This window comes from Acetivibrio ethanolgignens (genome assembly GCF_001461035.1).
GTDB lineage: Bacteria > Bacillota > Clostridia > Lachnospirales > Lachnospiraceae > Velocimicrobium > Velocimicrobium ethanolgignens.
In genome coordinates this window covers 34258-54091 of record NZ_LNAM01000057.1, presented here as the reverse complement: position 1 = coordinate 54091, position 19834 = coordinate 34258, and the positions used below count along the sequence as shown (strand labels likewise).

The following is a 19834-nucleotide window of genomic DNA, read 5'->3' as shown; positions in this document are numbered from 1 at the left end:
CCTCCTATTATTTATAACAGCTTAGGCAGGTTCTGGTTCAAATATGCCGCCCTCGCCTTATCCCGTTTCATGCTGCCTGTATTTTTCCCCAGACGGCACTGCAGGTTCGATGGCTGAATATCCATCATCATACGGAAAATATTAACCGGCTCATTACTCTTTAAAATACCGGTATCAAAGCCCAGCTTTATCTGTGCCAGAAGAGTCATGGCATCCTTTGCTCCAATCTGCCGCGTATATTTTAGTACTCCATAGGAGCGGTAAATCTGATCTTCAATAACCTCAAAATTATTCATCAGTACATATTCTCTCCGTTTTCGCTCCTGAAGTATCACCTGCAGAGCAATATTATTGAGATTTTCTATAATATCCTCCTCGGAGCTTCCTAATGTCTTCTGGTTCGATATCTGATAAATATTAGCGGTACCTTCGGTACCCTCACCATACATACCTCTGAGTGCAGCTCCATACTTTCCGACCTCATCAGCCAGACGGTTAATCTTACCTGCCGCTCCCAATGCTGGCAAAAACATCATATAGGAAGCCCTCATTCCGGTTCCTACATTGGTCGGGCAGGAGGTAAGATATCCATATTTTTCATCATAGGCAAATTCCATTGCTTTCTCTGCCATATCATCAATGCGGTTAGCTCTCTCAAAGGCCTTTTGTATGTTCATACCACCGGCCATTCCCTGAATCCGCAGATGGTCCTCTTCATTTATTAAAACACAGATAGCCTCATTTTCCGACATCAAAAGTCCCGCTGACTGCTTTTTTTCTGCAAGCATCGGACTTAAAATATGCCTCTCTACCATCGCTGTTCTTTCTACATCATCCATTGTATCCAAGCTGCAGGCTAAAAGAGTGCCATCCTCACCTTTTGCATCCTTTAGCTTTCCACTTACCTCTTCTACTAAAGCCTTTGCTCCCTCCTGGGATAAACGGGTAGAAAAAGGATACTTCTTTAAGTTTCTTGCCAGCCTGACGCGGCTGGATATCACAACATCGGTAAATTCACCATTTTCGTCATACCATTTAAGCATCCCTTACCTCCTTTTTTAATGCCCGAATCTCATCTCTGAGCCTTGCAGCCTCCTCAAATTCTTCTCGTTCAATGGCCTGCTGCAGCTGGAAAGAAAGCTTTTCCAGCATATCCGGTTCTTTCTTTGGAGGCTCTTTTTTTATCCTCTTTTCCTTCTTCACTTCACCGCAAAAGGCTGTCGGAGACTTACCGATATGAGTGTCTGCCCCCTGTATCTGACGCAGGGTTCTCTCAATCATCTCCCCAAAGCTTTTATAACAGTCTGCACAGCCAAGCTTTCCTGCCTCCAATACCTCCTGATAGGTAATGCCACAGGATTTGCACACCATCGTAGCCTCTTTCGATGCCGGAGCCTTTGACTTTTCTCCATAATAATTACTTAAAATGCTACTCAAAAGACCGCCAAGACCACTATCCGAGGAAGCCTTTTCTATCTGAAAGGAGGTGTACTTTGCTGCACATTCCTCACACAGATACTGTTCCTTTTTCTCTCCATTTATGATTTCTGTATAGTATACCTTTGCTTCTCTTTTATGACACTTATCGCAAAGCATTATCATCCCTCCTTTTTAAATTCTGCATAAACCTGATCCACCAGCTCATGAATTTCCTGGCAGGATATATTTTTACAGATGCCCTCAGCCATAATTACCCGCATAGCCTCTGCCATGTCTTCTTTTGCCTGAAGCTTATCTGCATCAACAGCGATAACTGCTCCCCGACGCCGGTCCAGCTTCAGGTATCCCTCCTGCTTTAATATACTGTAGGCTTTATTTACTGTATGCATATTAATTCCAATATTGTCAGCAAGCTCCCGCACGGATGGCAGGCTGTCCCCCTCCTGGATCTCTTCTGCAGCAATTCCTATGATAATCTGATTCCTAAGCTGCACATAGATTGCTTCTTCACTGTTAAAATCTATCGTAACAAGCACATTATCACCACCTTACAGTTATATTTGTTATACAGATACTATAACACACAACGGACCGGTTTGCAAGGTTAACCGGTCCGTTACTTCTATCTTTTCTTTGCATCTTCTCTTACATATTCGTAGAGATATCCATTTTTTACGTGCCGAACTGTCTTTCCTTCAAAGCCTCTCTTTTTAAGCTCCCTCTGGAAATTATACAGCATAAATCCATGAAACACAATCAGCACATTTTCCTTTGACCAGTCAATCTGGTCCAGAAACTGGTTAATCCGTCTTCTGGTTCCCTGAATCGACTCCGGCTGGCTTTTAGAGCGGAACAGCCAAGCCAGCCGCCCGCAGACATGCCATATTTCAAAAGGCAGGCGAATCCTTTCTGAGTGAATAAAGGGTGCATTATCCACCTCCCGCAACAGCCTATCAAAATAGATATTTCCGCTGTAAACCTCCCGGGCCGTAGTTACTGCCCGCGGCAAATCACTAGAGTAACAGATATCCCATTCGATACCATACATCTCCACCGGCTTCTTAATTACCCGGGAATGCTCATAACGCTCTGACCACTCTCTGAATTCCTCCGATGTCATCATTCTTTTGTGGGGACAATGCACTTTAAAATGCCTGACTAATCCAATTCTCATACTGTGCCTTCCTGCTATTTTATAATTGTAATTGTATACGTATTGGTTACACCTGTTTCAGCTGTAACAACAATTTTTAGTTCACTGGTTCCTGTATTCACTGGTATCGTAGCTGTAGTTCCATTTCCAAGACTGCTTTCGTTTCCATTTACCAAAAGTCTTACTTCTACTGCCGCCTTACTGGATACCGGAACAGCAGTAAGTAAAAGACTGCTGTCTGTTAAACCCGTCAAATTCAGCGAGTACGCTACTTTACCTCCGTCCTTTGCACTAAATTCCGGCATTAGGCTGTAGTTTCCAAGTTTCAGCATTTTCAGCCAGTTATTCGGGCTCGGTACAATACCTGGTGTACCCGCTGCACTTTCCGGCATATTTTGATATACCGGAATATTAAATACAATCGGCATACTGTCAAGCATAGAAACATAGCCATTATACAGCTTCGTAGCTTCTGAATTAGCCGCTTCCACATTGGCCATATACTGGTGGCTGTAGGTCGAAGTCGCTGTTACATTAAACTTCTGCAGGTAAATCGTATTCTGTCCACGGTTAATATACTGCTTTCCAATATATTTTGCTCCACCTACGATAGCCTTATATTGGTTATCCCATGGAATCAGATATTCAATTTTTCCTGCTGCCGTCGTTCTGGAATCTCCTTTGGCAAAGGCGAGTCCGTTAGCAACAGCTCCACCGCTCTGAGTACTATGGGTTGCCCCAATATTGTAAAAATTATAATATCCCTCATAGCCAGAAACCATGCCGCTTACAGAGCTGCTTAAGCTCGTTGTTCCAATGACTACCTCCTGCTTCACCCTGGAAGCTAAATGATATGGACTAACACCAGAAGCTGCCGCCGCATCCATAAAGGCCTGTGCATAGGTAATTTCCTTTGTTTCTCCTGTTACATCATCTATATAGGTAAAAGTCTTCTGATATAACGGTGTATTAGCAAGAATTTTTTCTACGCCATCTACTGTTTCGTATTCGCTCTGGTACTCAAGAGCCTCAAACTGGAATATCGCTCTTTCCGTCAGAAAGTTCCTAGGATCCATATAATAAGCAATAGCTTCTGTCGATGCTGTAACCCAGGTACTTCCATCATATGGAATAAAGGTATCTGTTGCCCAGTCATATGCCTTTTCTGCGTAAGATTTCCAGCCATTTGCCTTATTTTTACTAATCAGGTTCAGTCCTGCCTTAGACTCCTTGGTAATGACAGTTTCCCAGTCAAGCCCTGTCTGATATGCCCTAAATATCCAAGTTGGATGCTTTTCATGAAGTACCCTGAGATTATTTTTATAAGTCTCAGGGAAGCCCTGTTCTGTCATATAGGCTTCAAACTCTACACTTGACATCGGCTGTTCCATACCAGGGTTGGTATCTGTAACCTCACTGGTATCCGTATTCGTATTGTCAGTATTCGCATTATCGGTATTGGTATTATCAGTATTGGTATCATCAGTATTGGTATTTGCATCCGGCTTTTCTTCTGTTTCTCCATCAGCAGCCTTCTTTATAGATGCAGGTACATTTGTTGTCTGGGTTATCTTGATGTAATCACTAGATACAAAACCTTTCAGGGTCTTCCCTTCATAAGAAAAGCTTCCCTGATACCATATAGTTCCTTTTACCTCCGTTTGTCCCAGAATATTAATGCTGGTATCTTTCTTGAGCTTCACTGCCGTCTTTCCATAGGTAAGCTGCTTTTTATCTGTTCCAGCTGCTACCCGCACATTAAGGGCATCGGTACCAGTAACCTTACCTGTCACAGTAATTACTCCGGAAAGCTTTATCTTTTCTGCATTCACATAACCGGAATACAGCTTATTATTATAATAGAAGGAAATCTGCAGCCATTTGTTTCCTTTTGTATCAACTGCTTCCTTTTTTACCACAACATCCGTACCTTTCTTTAAGGATACTGTCTTATCACTCACCTTTAAATATGGCTTGTCTGTACCGGCTCCCTTTCTTATCTTAACAGCAGAAGAGCTGTTAATCGTACCAGCCAGATTTTTTGATAGAGTCAGACTGACATAATCACTCAATACATAGCCCTTTTGTGTCTTTTTATTAACCGTGCAGGAAATATAATACCATTTTTTCCCACTGACAAGCTTTTCCTTTAAAACCTTTACACTTGCACCCTTCTTTAAAGAAGTCACCTTTGTTCCTTTGGTAGAGGCTGTTTTTCTCACGTTTAGACTGTCTGCCATCACCCTGGCCGGTGCATTTAAGCTGGCAGCTGCTGTGGTACTTGTACTATCAGTAGCTTTGCTACTACTGTCGTCTGTCTCCTCTGTTACCTTCACATAATCACCAGACACATATCCTGTCAGAGTTTTCCCAGAATAGGAAAAGGATACTTGATACCAGGTTGTCTCTCCCTCCTCAACTGCTTTTTTTATCGTAACTTTTGTTCCTTTGGAAAGCATTACACTGCTTCCATTATAGGTTAAGGCTGCTTTATCCGTACCTGCTCCGGTGCGGACTCTCAAGCTGCTTCCTGTCACTGTACCAGCATTTGCCGCATAGGCTGTATACGGTATTGTCACTCCTACGTTATCGGAAAACTGACAGATGCCGGTAAGTCCAACTGCAAGCAACACTGCCATTACCATTTTTCTCTTCATTTGTCTGCCTCCCTCGTATCTTTTCCAGTATACTCCAGATTTTATTCTACTCCTGTGTCATATCTATGTCATTCTTTCGAAATTCCTTGCTTACTTTAGTGGCTCCGTTTTAAAATTTCCTTTAATTCTTCTACAGAAAAATGGTAGCTGGTATTGCAGAAGTGGCAGTTTACTTCGATTGGCTCATTATCGTCAATCATCTCCTGAATATCCTTTCTTCCAATACTTACAATAGCCTTTTCCACACGTTTCTTTGTACAGTTGCAGTAAAAAGAAGTCTCTACCGTATCCATAATCTCCAGACCAAAATCACCTAAAATATAATCCAAAATCGCCTCCGGACTCATTTCTTTATCTAAAAGTTCTGTAATGGAATGAATTTCCGCAATCTTCTTTTCCAGTCCGGCAATTACCCGCTCCTCTGCAAAAGGCATCAGCTGAATTAAAAAGCCTCCTGCCTGCCGCACCGTATTATCCTTATTCATCAGAACTCCCAGTGCCACAGAGGAAGGTACCTGCTCAGAGCTTGCAAAATAATAGGTCAGATCCTCTGCAATTTCACCGGAAACCAGCTGAGTCTGCCCTACATATGGCTCTTTCAAGCCCATATCCTTAATAACACTTAAAATTCCTAAATCTAAGGCACCGCCAACATCCAGCTTTCCCTTACTAGTTGGGGGAAGCATTACCTCCGGATTATTCACATAGCCTTTTACTTTGGCCTTGCTATCAGCGGTTACTGTCAAGCCTCCGATAGGTCCACTGCACTTAATCTGAAGGGTAAGTATATCCTTTTCCCCCTTCATCATTGCTCCCATCATACTTCCTGCTGTGAGAAGACGCCCCAGTGCTGCTGTTGCCACCGGACTTGTATTATGCACACTTCTGGCGCGCTCTACCAGCTCCTTTGTCGTTGCTGCAAAGGCACGAATCTGATTATCCGCTGCCGTTGCTCTTACAATATAATCACTCATAATTTTCCCTTTCTATTCTGCATTCTCTTAAGAAAGATAAAGCTTTCCTTCCTGCATTTTCTCTCTGGCAATTACATAAATCCGTTCACTATCTGCCTTAGGCGGCTCCCTTGTAAAGGCATCATAGGCCGTCACAAACTCCATCCCTGCTTTTTCAAGAAGCTTCCTTACAAGCTCCAACGGATACGCCTTCTGATAATGCACCTCACTGTAACGGCGGAACAAATCCTCCTCCTCTTCTACATAGATGCTTAAATCATATTCATTTATCCGGTTTTCCCTATCATAATAGTTTTCCCAGATAAAAGCACAATCCTCTCTGTTTTCTGCAATTACATTATCTGCCAAAAGCTCTTCATACTTATATGGTGTATTCAAATCAAAAATAAAGAGCCCGCCTGGATCCAGATAGTTATTAGCCAGACGGAATACCTCTAAAAGTTCCTCTTCCTCTGTAATATAATTCATACTGTCACAGATACTGACAATAGCAGCTACCGTACCATAAAGCTCAAATTCCCGCATATCCTGTAAAAGATAGAGAATATCCATTCCCTTATCCATTGCCTTTTCCCGGGCAATCGACAGCATATCCTCAGAATTATCAATACCAATCATGTTATAGCCTGCTTCATGTAAAAGCTCTGTAATACTCCCGGTGCCGCAGCCCATATCCAGCACCAGTCCCTTGTTAACACCATATTCCTTTAAAAGTCCTAAAAGATAGCTACCCCATTTCTCATAGGGAATGTTATCCATGAGCTCATCATACACCTGTGCAAATCCGGTATAGGCCTCCATAGCAAAACCTCTTTTCTATCTTTCTATTTTATACGAAACTGCCTTTTCTGTAAAGCGAAAAAAAGACAGGAGACTAAAGGCCTCCTGCCTCATCTTACACTGTTTTGGCTCTTACCATGTACGGGAGCTCAGTTCTTTAAACTGGGCAACCGTAGAAACATGGGCATTCAAGCCGCCATCTACTGTCATAACCTGTCCTGTTACATAATTACTCTCATCCGAACCAAGATATACGCATAGATATCCGATATCCTCCGGACACCCATAACGGTTTACCATAATATTACTTAAGAAAATATCCTTCAGAGCTTGTGGCACATGTGCTTCATTCTGTGGTGTGACAATCAGGCCAGGACGGACACAGTTGCAGCGGATATTCTTCTTTCCATACTGAAGAGCTGTAGATTTTGTCAACATATCGACACCAGCCTTTGCACAGGCATAAGCAGTAGAACCAAGGTCACCGCCACAGGAAGCCATAGAACCGATATTGACGATAGAACCGCCATTTTCATTTTTTTCCATATAGGGAATCACACACTTGGTAGCATAAAAAGTACCACGCATATCACTCTGAAAAATAGCATCCCACATTTCCAAGGTTAGTTCATCTACACGGCCGTCCTTCAATGCCACATTGGCAGCATTGTTAACCAAAACATCAATTTTTCCGTATTTTTCAGCGGTATCAGAAAAAAGCTTTTCAACACTGACCGGATCAGTAATATCCATAAAATGAAAGGAGGCCTCTCCGCCCTCTCTGACAATTGCATCTACTACAGCCTGGCCTTTTTCTTCCCTGCGTCCACAGATAACTACTTTAGCCCCTTCTGCAGCATAGAGCTTTGCAATACCGATGCCTATTCCACTTGTGGATCCTGTAACAATAGCAACCTTATCTTTTAATCTGTCCATAATACAATTCCTCCTTCTTTATTTCCACATTCTGCCACACTCAAAGCAAATGTGAGACAGGTGTATTTTTAATATATCTCATTTAAGAACAGAAATCAACCGAATTTCATTATTTTTTCAGCCAACCTTTTCTCATTTAATATACCCACCACAGGTATTTGTCAGAAGGTGTTAATCCCAGCTTTTCCTGTAGCCTTAGGGATGCCTCATTATCTGTAAACACCTGACAGAACGGTACAAAGCCCCTTTCCAGATTCCAGTCTATCATATACCGCTCCAGGATTTCTCCGATTCCCCTGCGGCGGTACTCTGGCAGCACCTCCAAAAGTCCCATGCAGCCTTCTGTATGCATGCCGATAAAGCCGGCCAGCTCTCCCTCAATAAAGGCTCCGTGCATAACACCTTCCTCCAGTAAAAGCCTTATATATTCTGGATTATCTATCAGATGGTAAATCTCTGACACCTTATCAAGCCACTCCATAGAAAGCTTGCAAATCTCAATTCCCTCTACCTCTGTATAGGTCTTTTCCTTTTTCAGATAGGTAAATTCACGGCATTTATTGTACCCGGCTAGTTTAAGCTTTTCAACTGCCCGGTCTGCCAAAAAATCCTGATGTACCATCACAGGCACTCTCTCATTAAAAAAGGATAAAAGCCGTTCTCCTGCCTTTGGATGCGTTACAGACAAATACTGCACACCACCCTTTTTTTCTGCCATTGCCACACCGTCATCTCCTGCATAATGTATATCTGCAAAGCCTCTTTTGATGACCTCTATCATATCAATATGGGCCAATGTATCCTTTTCCAGATAATTTAACGCTTTTTCTTCGATTGTCATAATATCCTTCCTTTCTTTTATACCTATTTTAGCAAATTTTTTACAAAAAAGAAACAACTCCTTGCGGCATGTCCACTGCTATGCTAAAATAATTTACAGTAAAACTGTTTTGGAAGGAGCTTTCCTATGCATGATATTGTAATTATTGGAGTTGCCGGCGGTTCTGCCTCCGGAAAAACCACCGTTGCTAACCGCTTAAAGGAAGAATTTGCCGGAAGCGTAGAGCTTATCAGCCACGATTGTTATTATAAGGCTCATGATGATATGCCCTTTGAAGAACGATGTAAATTAAACTATGACCATCCTACTGCTTTCGATACCGAACGGCTGATTCAGGATATACTAACCTTAAAGTCCGGTCAATCCATTGAAGAGCCGATTTATGATTATGCCATCCATAACCGGGCTAAGGAAACAACGACTATTCATCCGGCCAAGGTGATTATCGTTGAGGGATTTTTAATTTTTGAAAATGTAGAGCTTCGAAATCTGATGGACATTAAGATTTTTGTCGACACAGATGCCGACGAGCGGATTATCCGCCGCATTCTCCGGGATGTAGAGGAGCGTGGCCGCAGTCTTCAGTCTGTCATTACCCAATACTGTGAGACTGTAAAGCCAATGCATGAGCAGTTTGTAGAGCCAACAAAGAAATATGCTGATATTATCATTCCCCGAGGCGGTATGAATGAGGTCGCTATAAAGATGCTGATTGAAAGAATTAAAGCATTTTTATAGTTTCTTTACTAACCCCTCTATTGGCAGGCTCGCCATTTTTTCTGCCAGCGATGAAAACGGCTTTCCTGCAAGGATAAAAGTCAAAAGTACGGAAAATAAAATAACTATGACAGCCCCCTCGGTACTCTCAAAATAAGGAACCAGGGGGCTTTCTTCAAATATTCGTTCCAGAATCCCATGAAAAAGATAAACACTCATAGTTTTCTTTCCCAGCCAGGAAAGCGGACATTTTTTCAAGGGAAGAAGCACCATAAACAAATAAGTAAGTACTAATCCTCCAGCATAAAGTCCACATCGCATAATCGCTCCTGTGAATGGATGCTCTGGCGTATAACTACCTCTAAACAGAAAATTTTCCATATCAATGTAAGGGGCAAAACCAACCAGTACTACAAATATCAATATAATTCCTACCAGTGATGCTACCTTTACTTCTCCTCTTTTTGCATATCTTTGAAATGCTTCCTTATTGAACCGATATCCCATAATGAAAAACGGGAAGAAGCAAATCATTCGTGATAAAGAAAAGATTTCCTCAATCTTAGGGTCAAAACCAGCTAGGATTCCTACCAGGAAGCTGAAAGGGATAATTCCCTTCACCCTGGAAAGCGGTTCTATCAGTAACCGCCAGAAAAACAAGCAGGGAAGAAACCATAAGGTAAAGTAGGGTTGAACCAGAGTAAATCTACTGTCCTTCAAAGGTGTAAGAAACCGGATAAAAAAGACTGCTAACTGCATTATCACATATGGAACTAAAAATTTTTTTACCAGCTTTTCCCAATCATTGTGTTTTGCAAAATATCCTGAGATAAAAATAAAAGCCGGCATATGGAATAAAAAGATTGCCTTCCGCAGATACTGAGTCCAACTCACAGCTTCCTGCAACGGATAAATAAAATGTCCAATTACCACTAATAAAATTAAAAAAGCTTTATAATTATCAAAATGATAGTCGCGTTCCATGTTATATAAATCTCCTTTATGACAAATTCTTAAACTGTGCCATGTACAGCTTATAGTATTCCCCTTTCTTCGCCAAAAGCTCCTTTGCTGTCCCCTGTTCTATAATACCACCCTTGTCAATAACAAAGATGCGGTCTGCCTTCTGAATTGTTGACAGGCGGTGGGCAATGACAAAGGAAGTTCTTCCTGCCAGAAGTACCTCTATACCCTTCTGTACTAAAAGCTCCGTATGGGTATCTATACTGGAGGTTGCTTCATCCAAAATTAAGATTTTAGGCATAGAAACCATCGTCCTGGCAAAAGCAATCAACTGCCTTTGTCCAATTGAGAGTCCTGCACCACGCTCCTTCAGCTCTGTATCGTAGCCCTTTTCCAGCTTTTCAATAAATTCATGAGCATTCACAGCCTTTGCTGCCGCTATAATTTCTGCATCCCTTGCATCCATTTTTCCGTAACGGATGTTTTCCTTTACCGTACCGGAGAAAATAAAATTATCCTGGGTCATAACTCCCATCTGCTGCCGCAGACTCTCTACCTTCACCTTCTGTAAATCATAGCCATCAATATAAATATGTCCCTTCTGAATTTCATAAAAACGACTGATAAGATTTACAATCGTTGTCTTTCCTGCTCCAGTCGGTCCTACCAGTGCAATCGTCTCTCCTGGTTTTATACAGAAGCTTACATCCTCTAAAACCTTCGTTTCATTTTGTGTACCCTCATCATAAGAAAATCCTACATGATCAAATACCACCTCACCCCGGATTTCTGGCAGTTCTATAGCTTCCCTGTCATCCAAAATCTCCGGCTTCGTATCCAGGATTTCAAAAATCCGCTCCGCACCAGCAATATCTGTAATCAACTGGTTATAAAAATTACTCAGATTCATAACCGGACTCCAGAACATCCATATATAGGAACCAAAGGCTACCAGAGTTCCTACAGAAATTGCCCCTACCAGACGAATTCCCGCCAAATAAAGCATCATTGCCCCGATGCCCCAGCATAAATCAACTACCGGACCAAGCATATCTGCCAGATATACACAATCAGCAAAGCTCTTCTGATAATCCTCTACCAGACTGTCGAAGGTGTCCTTTGTCTCCTGCTCAGCAGAAAAGCTCTGAATCACATGCATACCAGAAATCCCCTCATGAACATAGGCATTTACATTAGAGCCTTTTTTTCGATAAGCCTGCCACCGTTTACGAGACCTGATTCCAATCAGCCAGATACCGGCTATCATTAGCGGCAGACTGGAAAGTGCCGCCGCTGCCAGCCTTGCATCCTTAACAAACATAATCAGAACAACACCGACGATTGTAATAAAGTCCGGTATCAGTGTTGTAACACTATTTGTCAGTACATTTTTCAGGGAGTTTACATCCCCGATAATCCGGGCCAGAATCTTTCCCGTCGGCCGGCTGTCAAAAAACTGAAAGGACAGGGTCTGGATATGCTCATATAGCTCCTGCCGGATTTCCAGCAGAATCTTGTTGGTGATATATGCCATAACATACATTCTCACCTTTACCAGAATTACAAAAACAAGATTGAGTAAAAGGGTAAACATCCCCAGCCGTAAAAGCCCCTGCAAGTCTTTTCCTTTGATATATACATCAATGGCCCGTTCAATCAAAAGCGGGTTGATTAAAGAAATCCCTATGGTTGTTCCCATTACCAGAAGCACTCCTGCAATCTGAAGCTTGTAACGGAACAGATAGGCAAATAATCTCACCAGGGTTTCTTTTTTCCCTGCTGTATTTGTTGCTTCATCCCTCCGAAATGAATTTACTGCCATCCCTCTATCACCTCCTGATAGCTTCCATATTGGGCCTTATAAGTTTCATAATAAAGCCCCTTCCTTTCCAAAAGCTCTTCATGGGTACCACGCTCAGCAATCTGTCCTTCTTTAAGAATCAGAATTTCATCGGCATGACGCACTGCAGAAATCCGATGTGCAATAATCAGCTTTGTTGTACCCGTAAGCCCCTTTAATTCCCGCTGAATCTGATGCTCTGTCTCCATATCCAGAGCAGAGGTTGAGTCATCCATAATCAGTACTGGTGTCCGCTTTGCTACTGCCCTGGCAATACTGATTCGCTGCTTTTGTCCACCAGACAATCCAACGCCCCGTTCCCCTACAACTGTAGAATATTTTTCCTCCATCTCCCCGATAAAATCATCTGCCTGGGCGAAGCGGGCTGCCTCCTGAATTCTTTTAGCATCTACCTCACAGCGTTTGCCCATCTTAATATTTTCTTCAATCGTATCAGAAAACAAAAATACATCCTGCATCACCAAAGCCATACTTCCCCGGAGACTTTTCAGAGAAATATCTCTTATATCCTCTCCATCAAAAAGAATTTTTCCCTCTGTCACATCATAAAACCGTTCCAGAAGATTTATAATTGAGCTCTTTCCAGCCCCCGTTGCCCCCATGATGCCAAGGGTCTTTCCCGGTGCCACATGAAAACTGATATCCTTAAGAATTTCCTTTTCCTCCAGGCAAAAGGATACCTTATCAAAGGTAATATCGCCAACAGGATTTTTTAACTCCTTTCCATTCTCCGGCTCCTTAATCTCCGGTACTTCTTTAAAAATCCTTCTGATTTTCTTATAAGAAGCCACAGCAGCAGAAAAATCATTCGCGACCCAGCCAATGGTTTCCATCGGCCAGACAATATTTCTGGAATACTCCTGAAAAGCAACTAAGGTCCCCAGGGTTATTTCCCCTCGAATAACAAAAACTCCACCTATCACAACAGAAATCATAGGAATCAGCTTTCCTGCAAACTGAAAATAAGGCTGGTATTTTGCCAGAGCTTTGGACTGCTGCATATTCAGCTCATAATAGCGGCTGTTGTGGGACAAAAATTTCTGAATCTCAAATTTCTCACGGGCAAAAGCCTTTACCGTACGCACACCTGCCAGATTTTCTTCAGCAACAGTATTCAGCTTTGCATTTTCCTCGCTGATTTCCTCATAGATCTTATTCAGCCTCCGCTCCATAAAAATGGCACAAGTTCCCATAATCGGCATTACAATCAATGGGATAATCGTAAGCCCCGGGCTGAGGCGGAGCATACAGTATATAACAATCACAGTATGTATTATAATCTCAAGAATCAGCATTCCCACGTAGCCAAGGGCTGCCCATACCGCATCAATATCATCCTTTACTCTGGCCATCAAGGTACCTGTATTCGTATTAACAAAATAGCTCATAGAAAGCCTCTGGATATGAGAAAATAAATCCTTCCGAAGCTCCCTTGCAATCTTAGAGCTTACAATATCAAAGGTGTATTCCTTAGCGTAGCCGGTCACACAGCGACCAATTCCAATCAACAGGATTCCCATGAGGCAACCCTTTAGAAGCTCCATTTTTCCCTTTTTTAAAACCTCATCTACAATCGTCTTTGTAATCATCGGGAACAGCATATCCAACCCTATCGCTGTCACCATACACGCAACAGCAAATAGATAGGACAGCCAGTATTTTTTTATATAATCAGTCAGTTTTTTCAAGTCAATCCTCCTCTCTCCATCCCCAGTCACAGTTTGCGTCTAAAAGCTCTGGATACGCAAAAAGTCCGTGGTAACTATACCACGGACGCAAAACCTGCCTATATGCTTATACGCAAGATACTATTCTCCTGTCACTGAGGTAAACTTACATGAAGACTGCAATATACAATTTGTTACATTTTTCATTCCTTTATTCATCATAATGTTTACCTCCTTTTCTTTATATTTCTTTGACAAGTATAACCCTTTGATATAAAAATGTCAACAATTTTTCATATTTTTTTCACACTATTGACACATTTTATCATTATAATGATTTACAGAAAGTACACAAGTTACTTTCTACTCCCACCCTATTATACGCTTTGGCAGTCGGTTCTCCCTACAATACCGGCTGCCAAAAAGCAGCAGATACCCCTATCTGCTGCTTTTTATTATCCTTCCTTTTGTTCTTCCTTCACAACCTTTACATTTCGAATCATATTGTTTCTTGCATCTATAATCTGGAATCGATAACCCTCTGCCATAACTACAGATTTTTCTTTATCCTGTGGCAGATGTCCCAGAAGGGAAATAAGCCACCCATTCAAGGTATCAAAATCATCCTGTAAAATCTCAATTCCCAGAGCCTCCTCCACCTCATCTATCGGAGTAAGCCCTTTCATGATATAACGGTTATTCCCCTGCTTTATAATCATCCGCTCATCAATATCATACTCATCAAAAATATTACCAACGATTTCCTCCAGAATATCCTCCATCGCTACAATACCAGCCATCTGTCCATATTCATCTACTGCAATCGCCATATGTATTTTATTCTTCTGCATGTTATCAAAAAGCGTATCCACTGCCTGGGTATCCGGTACAAAATACGGTTCCCTCGCGATTTCCTTCAGGGATATGCTCTTATCCCGTCCCATGACATAATACCGGGTCAGATCCTTCAAATGGAGAACTCCCACAATATTATCCTTTTCACCTTCATAAAGGGGATATCGTGAGTAGCTTTCATCCAGCATGAATTTTAAAGCTTCCTCAACGGTCATCTCCGTACTGACAGAGACGACCTTTCTTCGATGCGTCATAACATCCCGGGCTTCCTTTTCATCCAGCTCAATGATGTTGGAAATCATCTCTACCTCATTGTCCTCCAGCACACCCTGACGGGAGCCTTCATTAACAATGGAAATGATTTCCTCTTCTGTTACATTATCCTTAAGCTCCTCCGGCTTTATCCGAAGTAAAAACAGAATGCCTCTTGTGACTGCCTCCAATAAAAATGTAAAAGGCAATATGATATTGGACAGTACTGCCAGTGCTCCTTCATATCTTTTCCGTGCTTTTTCCGTATCCCGCTTTGTAAGCTTAGCCGGAAGCACGGAACCAAACAGCATGACTACAAACGCTAAGAAAAGCCCGAACAGAAGCTTTTTCCAAATTTCCATTTCTGTTAAATGAACGGCTAAAACACCAATTCCCATATTTAACAGGGTTAAAAATAGAGAAAGGGTATTTAAATACCTCTCATTTTCTTCGTTGCTGTCCTCAAAAGCAGCTTTTGCACTGGACACAACAGCCTCTACTAAAATAAATGCTGCTAAAATCCCAATATACAAGGGGTTCCCATCTTCCATATCTTTTTCTCTCCTTTTTATGTCCAGACCTATGTAGCTATATCAAAGCTTATCATCAATGCCTTATCAATCTTCTTTAAAATCTCGGCGTCCAGATGACACACTCTCTCCCTAAGTCTGGATTTGTCTATTGTCCTTACCTGCTCCAGCAAAATCACCGAATCCTTTACAATGGCATACTTAGCAGCATCCAGCTCTACATGGGTCGGAAGCTTTGCCTTGTTCATTTTGGAGGTAATTGCTGCACAGATGACAGTCGGACTGTGCCGATTGCCCATGTCATTTTGTATGATTAACACCGGCCGCACACCACCCTGTTCAGAGCCGACTACCGGTCTTAAATCCGCATAAAAAATATCGCCTCGTTTTATTACCAAATTCTTTCACACTCCGTTTATGGATTTGACGTCGGCTATAGTATCGCCCACTTTTTCCTTTCGTATTCCATAAACTGTAAAAGTAATTTAAAATTCCAGCGAATAAGCTTCCTTCGCCGTATGATAATAATCACAGGTACCTGCTTTTTTTCCCTGATAACGGTATACCCGTGGAATCCGCTTTCCAACATCACAGGCAGCTTCATAATTAAAGGAAGCACTCATACTGCCAATTTCCTCCAGAGTAATGACCTCCTCGCCAGCCCTTCCAAGAAGAATCGCCTCATCCCCCGGCTTTACCACAGAAATCTCACTTACATCTACCATAAACTGATCCATACAGACTCTTCCTATAATAGGGCAGGCTTTTCCCTGAATCAGTACTCTTCCCTGGTTAGACAGGGCTCTTGGGTAGCCATCTCCATAGCCAACAGGTACAGTAGCTACTCTGGTTGGCTTCTTTGTTATATAAGTGCCGCCATAGCCTATTAAGGTACCTGTCGGCACCTCCTTTACAAAGGTAATCCATGAATGGACTGACATCGCAGGCTCTAGGGGAAGCTTCTCCTTTTTAACCTCCTCCGACGGATACAGGCCATAGGTAGAAATACCACTTCTCACCATGTCAAGATTCGCCTCTGGTAAATCCATAATACCGGCACTGTTGGAAATATGCTTCACCGAAATTGTAATTCCTTCCTCTTCAAGTCTTCCAAGCATCCATAAAAAGCCCTCCAGCTGGTTTTTCGCATAGGCCTTATCTGTCTCATCTGCTTTTGAAAAATGGCTGAAGCAGCCGTGGATTTCAATTCCTGGAAGTTTACTTATTTTCTTTATCGCAGCTACACTTTCCTCCGTGAGAGAAAAGCCAATCCTGCTCATCCCAGTATCCAGCTTAATGTGAAGTCTTGCTGTCTTATTCTGTTTTTGTGCTTCTTCGGATAAAAGCTCTGCAAATTTATAGTCTGCTGTCGCAGCTATAATATCGTAAGCCAAAAGCTGTGGTATAAGTCCCGGCGGTGTACATCCAAGCACCAGTATCGGCTTTGTAATTCCATTTTCACGGAGCTCTACACCTTCTTCGACAATAGCTACGCCATAGGCATCTACAAGAGAGCTTAAGGCCTTCGCCACCGGCACTGCTCCATGTCCATAGCCATCCGCTTTTACAATAGCCATAACCTTAGTTCCCGGCTTAATTATCTTTTTTGTGTTCTGAATATTTCGGCAGATAGCATCCAGGTCAATCTCGGCCTGAACCCGATAATACTCCTTCATTTCTAATCTCTTCCTTTCCGGATATTCCCTCAGGGCAATATCCACCTTAACTCCTCTGTAAGTTCACCTGCCAGCAGGGAGTACCCGCTGCTTCCTTCTACAAAATGCTCCGCCGCCAGACCATGTACATATACCCCCAGGCTTGCCGCTTCAAACAGCCTTGCTCCCTGAGCAAGCAGCCCGCCAATGATACCGGATAGTACATCTCCGGAGCCTCCCTTTGCTAAAGCATGGTTTCCAGATACATTAAGGTACACCCGCTCTCCATCAGAAACAACACTTCTCGCATCCTTCAGTACCAGCACAGAACTCCTTCTTCCATAGTACTTCACTGTTTCTATCAGTGTTTCACGGATTTCCTCTGTCGAAATTCTGGAAAGCCGTTCCATTTCCTTTAAATGAGGGGTTAAAATTACATTGCTTCTCTTACTATAATCCATTCCTCCCAGTTTCGCAAGTAGATTCAGTCCATCTGCATCTAAAACCAGCGGGATATCTTCCTTTTCCCAAAGCATTAAAAACAGCTCCCGGCTTTTTTCGCTTTGAGAAAGTCCCGGTCCCAGTACTACTGCATCGGCCCAGGAAAGTTCTTTTTCAGCCATCTCCCACGGAGCAAACATCGCTTCCGGAAGACTTGCCTGCACAATCTCCCGGTTCTCCTTCGCTGCCAGAATCTTTACCAGTCCGGCTCCGCTCCGCAGTGCTGCCTTCGCCGCCAAAATACAGGCTCCAGCCATCCCTTCGGCTCCACCAATGATTAAAAGCTTGCCATAGCTTCCCTTATTGGAATAAGCCCTCCTCTGGGGCAAAAGTCTCAAATCCTCTTTATCATAAAAAAAACAATCCGGTTTCACCTGCTCCAGTGACTTCCTTGAAAAACCAATATCTTTTACATACAGTTCTCCGGCATATTCACATCCCGGGTAAAGGTAAAGTCCTGGCTTTCCATAGCCAAAGGTCACCGTCTTTTCTGCACGGATGGCGGCTCCCATTACCCTTCCGGTATCCCCATGGATGCCGGAAGGCACATCTACAGCAATAACTCGATGGTTACCAGCATTGATTTTTTCAATAACCCCTCGGTACTCTCCCTCTATCTCGCGGGAAAGCCCTATGCCAAATAAACCATCGATAATAATAGTATATTCATCCAGAGCCTCTTTGCCCCGCACAGGCACACCACAGTTTCTGGCAATCAGAAGCTGCCTTTTCATTTCCTCAGTAGCTCTTTCTTCTCTTCCAATCAAGCAGATGGCTGCATTTCTTCCTCTTTCATAGAGAATTCGTGCTGCCGCTACAGCATCTCCACCGTTATTCCCCGTACCACAGACAGCCAGGATAGCTTCTTCTTTGTCCGTAGCTTCAGAAAGCAGCTTTGCTACCTCGCCAGCTGCTTTTTCCATCAATACAAGAGAAGGTATCCCAATCTCTTCTATGGAATACCTGTCAATCTCCTTCATCTGTCCTGCTCTCATAAGATATTTCATTCTTTGTTTCACCTACCGCAACTGCTGCCGAAAGCTCCCGGGTATTGGTAATCGTTACATAAATTTCATCAATGGAAAGAAGTCTTTTGTACTCTGCTGCCTTTCCATACAAATTTACATAAGGCTTCCCAAGCTTATCACGGAGACACTCTATGTCTATCGGTGAGATTTCCCGAAAGCCTGTACCAAACATTTTTGATACAGCCTCCTTCACAGCAAAATTATCTGCTGCTCTCTTTAAATCTACCGCAATCAATTCCCGTTCTGCCTCGGTAAAATATTTTTTCAAAAAAGCCGCTCTTTCACAGGCCTTTACCACCCTATGAATCTCTACCATATCCATTCCGATACCGGCAATCATTGTTTACCTTCTTCTTCCTCCAGATTCTTAAGATTATAAGATAACTGCATCAGGCTCTCTGTCAAATGCACATTCTGGGATACAACTCCCTCCGGAAGGTGTAAATCTGTAGAAGCAAAATTCCAAATCGCCTTTATCCCCAGCTTAACTAAATCCTGTGCCACCTGCGGTGCCTTTGCCTTTGGTATCGTTAAAGCCGCAATATGCACTGGAGTTTCTTTTACAAAATCCTTAAGCTCATCCATCATCCGAACAGGAATACCGCGGATAGATATTCCCTCCAGTCGTGGATTTACATCAAAAATACCCGTTAATATAAAACCTCTTCGTTCAAAAGCAGTATAATTTGCTAAAGCTTGTCCAAAGTTACCGGCTCCAATAATAATCATATTGTACTGTCTATCCAGACCAAGAATTTTCCCAATCTCCGTATACAAATATTCTACATTATAACCGTAACCCTGCTGCCCAAATCCACCAAAATTATTTAAATCCTGCCGAATCTGGGATGCTGTTACTTGCATCCTTTCGCTTAATTCCTTGGACGAAATTCTTACTACACCATTCTCCAACAGTTCCCCAAGATACCGATAATATCGTGGAAGCCGCCGGATTACCGCTAATGAGATTACTTTACCAGCCACTTATATGCCTCCCAACTAATTTATCTACATATATGAATCT

The 19834-nt window shown here is 42.5% G+C and carries 19 protein-coding genes; 1 reads left to right on the top strand and 18 read right to left on the bottom strand.

Translation table 11 applies throughout. The annotated features are described in order from the left end of the window. Positions 1-11: 11 nt before the first annotated feature. The 9 genes from ASU35_RS03975 to ASU35_RS03935 form a co-directional block, all read right to left on the bottom strand. Positions 12-1043, bottom strand: coding sequence for a protein arginine kinase (locus ASU35_RS03975; protein ID WP_058351765.1), 1032 nt, complete (start codon positions 1041-1043; stop codon positions 12-14). Further along, complete coding sequence (locus tag ASU35_RS03970; protein WP_058351764.1) at positions 1036-1596, bottom strand: UvrB/UvrC motif-containing protein; 561 nt, start codon at positions 1594-1596, stop codon at positions 1036-1038. The genes ASU35_RS03975 and ASU35_RS03970 overlap by 8 nt, the downstream gene beginning before the upstream one ends. A gap of 2 nt (positions 1597-1598) precedes the next feature. Then, a complete protein-coding gene (locus ASU35_RS03965; RefSeq protein ID WP_058351763.1) occupies positions 1599-1976 on the bottom strand; it encodes a GntR family transcriptional regulator in 378 nt (125 codons plus the stop codon). Between the two features lie 86 nt (positions 1977-2062). Further along, positions 2063-2614: a histidine phosphatase family protein gene (locus ASU35_RS03960; RefSeq protein ID WP_058351762.1), complete on the bottom strand. Its 552-nt coding sequence runs from the start codon at positions 2612-2614 to the stop codon at positions 2063-2065. Positions 2615-2628: 14 nt separating this feature from the next. Then, the gene (locus tag ASU35_RS03955) at positions 2629-5250 is read right to left on the bottom strand and encodes an SH3 domain-containing protein (RefSeq protein WP_058351761.1); all 2622 of its coding nucleotides are present in this window, start codon (positions 5248-5250) and stop codon (positions 2629-2631) included. 95 nt (positions 5251-5345) lie between these two features. Then, positions 5346-6224, bottom strand: a complete 879-nt coding sequence (gene hslO, locus ASU35_RS03950) for an Hsp33 family molecular chaperone HslO (RefSeq protein WP_058351760.1) — start codon at positions 6222-6224, stop codon at positions 5346-5348. 27 nt (positions 6225-6251) lie between these two features. Beyond that, complete coding sequence (locus ASU35_RS03945) at positions 6252-7025, bottom strand: class I SAM-dependent DNA methyltransferase (RefSeq protein WP_058351759.1); 774 nt, start codon at positions 7023-7025, stop codon at positions 6252-6254. 111 nt (positions 7026-7136) lie between these two features. Continuing rightward, positions 7137-7940 (bottom strand): SDR family NAD(P)-dependent oxidoreductase, encoded by an 804-nt coding sequence (locus ASU35_RS03940; RefSeq protein WP_058351758.1) that lies wholly within the window; start codon positions 7938-7940, stop codon positions 7137-7139. 136 nt (positions 7941-8076) lie between these two features. Next, the gene (locus tag ASU35_RS03935; protein WP_058351757.1) at positions 8077-8781 is read right to left on the bottom strand and encodes a GNAT family N-acetyltransferase; all 705 of its coding nucleotides are present in this window, start codon (positions 8779-8781) and stop codon (positions 8077-8079) included. 126 nt (positions 8782-8907) lie between these two features. On the opposite strand from ASU35_RS03935, the gene udk reads away from it, so the two are divergent. After that, the gene (gene udk / locus ASU35_RS03930; protein ID WP_058351756.1) at positions 8908-9519 is read left to right on the top strand and encodes a uridine kinase; all 612 of its coding nucleotides are present in this window, start codon (positions 8908-8910) and stop codon (positions 9517-9519) included. On the opposite strand, the gene ASU35_RS03925 is transcribed toward udk, so the two are convergent. From ASU35_RS03925 to ASU35_RS03885, 9 genes are all read right to left on the bottom strand, one after another. Further along, on the bottom strand, positions 9514-10482 hold the full coding sequence (locus ASU35_RS03925; RefSeq protein WP_058351755.1) for an acyltransferase family protein: 969 nt from the start codon (positions 10480-10482) through the stop codon (positions 9514-9516). The two genes, udk and ASU35_RS03925, sit on opposite strands and share 6 nt — an antisense overlap. Before the next feature lie 16 nt (positions 10483-10498). Beyond that, positions 10499-12283: an ABC transporter ATP-binding protein gene (locus ASU35_RS03920; RefSeq protein ID WP_058351754.1), complete on the bottom strand. Its 1785-nt coding sequence runs from the start codon at positions 12281-12283 to the stop codon at positions 10499-10501. Continuing rightward, positions 12274-14010 (bottom strand): ABC transporter ATP-binding protein, encoded by a 1737-nt coding sequence (locus ASU35_RS03915; RefSeq protein WP_058351753.1) that lies wholly within the window; start codon positions 14008-14010, stop codon positions 12274-12276. The genes ASU35_RS03920 and ASU35_RS03915 overlap by 10 nt, the downstream gene beginning before the upstream one ends. 434 nt (positions 14011-14444) lie before the next feature. Beyond that, the gene (locus ASU35_RS03910; RefSeq protein ID WP_058351752.1) at positions 14445-15647 is read right to left on the bottom strand and encodes a hemolysin family protein; all 1203 of its coding nucleotides are present in this window, start codon (positions 15645-15647) and stop codon (positions 14445-14447) included. A gap of 29 nt (positions 15648-15676) precedes the next feature. Beyond that, entirely contained in the window at positions 15677-16024 is a 348-nt protein-coding gene (locus ASU35_RS03905; RefSeq protein WP_058351751.1) for a type II toxin-antitoxin system PemK/MazF family toxin, read from the bottom strand. Between the two features lie 87 nt (positions 16025-16111). Continuing rightward, positions 16112-17302 (bottom strand): alanine racemase, encoded by a 1191-nt coding sequence (gene alr / locus ASU35_RS03900; protein WP_058351777.1) that lies wholly within the window; start codon positions 17300-17302, stop codon positions 16112-16114. Positions 17303-17331: 29 nt separating this feature from the next. Then, positions 17332-18789, bottom strand: a complete 1458-nt coding sequence (locus ASU35_RS03895; RefSeq protein WP_058351750.1) for an NAD(P)H-hydrate dehydratase — start codon at positions 18787-18789, stop codon at positions 17332-17334. Beyond that, positions 18749-19150 carry a holo-ACP synthase gene (gene acpS / locus ASU35_RS03890; protein WP_058351749.1) on the bottom strand — a complete coding sequence of 134 codons (402 nt, stop codon included), beginning with the start codon at positions 19148-19150 and terminating at the stop codon, positions 18749-18751. Before acpS ends, ASU35_RS03895 begins: the two co-directional genes overlap by 41 nt. Beyond that, on the bottom strand, positions 19147-19794 hold the full coding sequence (locus ASU35_RS03885) for a redox-sensing transcriptional repressor Rex (protein WP_058351748.1): 648 nt from the start codon (positions 19792-19794) through the stop codon (positions 19147-19149). The genes acpS and ASU35_RS03885 overlap by 4 nt, the downstream gene beginning before the upstream one ends. Between the last annotated feature and the right edge of the window lie 40 nt (positions 19795-19834).

Bases quoted from the DNA above. Each gene is read 5' to 3' on its own strand.
- ASU35_RS03975 (WP_058351765.1), bottom strand. From the start codon at position 1,043: ATGCTTAAATGGTATGACGAAAATGGTGAATTTACCGATGTTGTGATA.
- ASU35_RS03970 (WP_058351764.1), bottom strand. From the start codon at position 1,596: ATGCTTTGCGATAAGTGTCATAAAAGAGAAGCAAAGGTATACTATACA.
- ASU35_RS03960 (WP_058351762.1), bottom strand. From the start codon at position 2,614: ATGAGAATTGGATTAGTCAGGCATTTTAAAGTGCATTGTCCCCACAAA.
- ASU35_RS03955 (WP_058351761.1), bottom strand. From the start codon at position 5,250: ATGAAGAGAAAAATGGTAATGGCAGTGTTGCTTGCAGTTGGACTTACC.
- hslO (WP_058351760.1), bottom strand. From the start codon at position 6,224: ATGAGTGATTATATTGTAAGAGCAACGGCAGCGGATAATCAGATTCGT.
- ASU35_RS03945 (WP_058351759.1), bottom strand. From the start codon at position 7,025: ATGGAGGCCTATACCGGATTTGCACAGGTGTATGATGAGCTCATGGAT.
- ASU35_RS03940 (WP_058351758.1), bottom strand. From the start codon at position 7,940: ATGGACAGATTAAAAGATAAGGTTGCTATTGTTACAGGATCCACAAGT.
- ASU35_RS03935 (WP_058351757.1), bottom strand. From the start codon at position 8,781: ATGACAATCGAAGAAAAAGCGTTAAATTATCTGGAAAAGGATACATTG.
- udk (WP_058351756.1), top strand. From the start codon at position 8,908: ATGCATGATATTGTAATTATTGGAGTTGCCGGCGGTTCTGCCTCCGGA.
- ASU35_RS03925 (WP_058351755.1), bottom strand. From the start codon at position 10,482: ATGGAACGCGACTATCATTTTGATAATTATAAAGCTTTTTTAATTTTA.
- ASU35_RS03920 (WP_058351754.1), bottom strand. From the start codon at position 12,283: ATGGCAGTAAATTCATTTCGGAGGGATGAAGCAACAAATACAGCAGGG.
- ASU35_RS03910 (WP_058351752.1), bottom strand. From the start codon at position 15,647: ATGGAAGATGGGAACCCCTTGTATATTGGGATTTTAGCAGCATTTATT.
- alr (WP_058351777.1), bottom strand. From the start codon at position 17,302: ATGAAGGAGTATTATCGGGTTCAGGCCGAGATTGACCTGGATGCTATC.
- ASU35_RS03895 (WP_058351750.1), bottom strand. From the start codon at position 18,789: ATGAAATATCTTATGAGAGCAGGACAGATGAAGGAGATTGACAGGTAT.
- acpS (WP_058351749.1), bottom strand. From the start codon at position 19,150: ATGATTGCCGGTATCGGAATGGATATGGTAGAGATTCATAGGGTGGTA.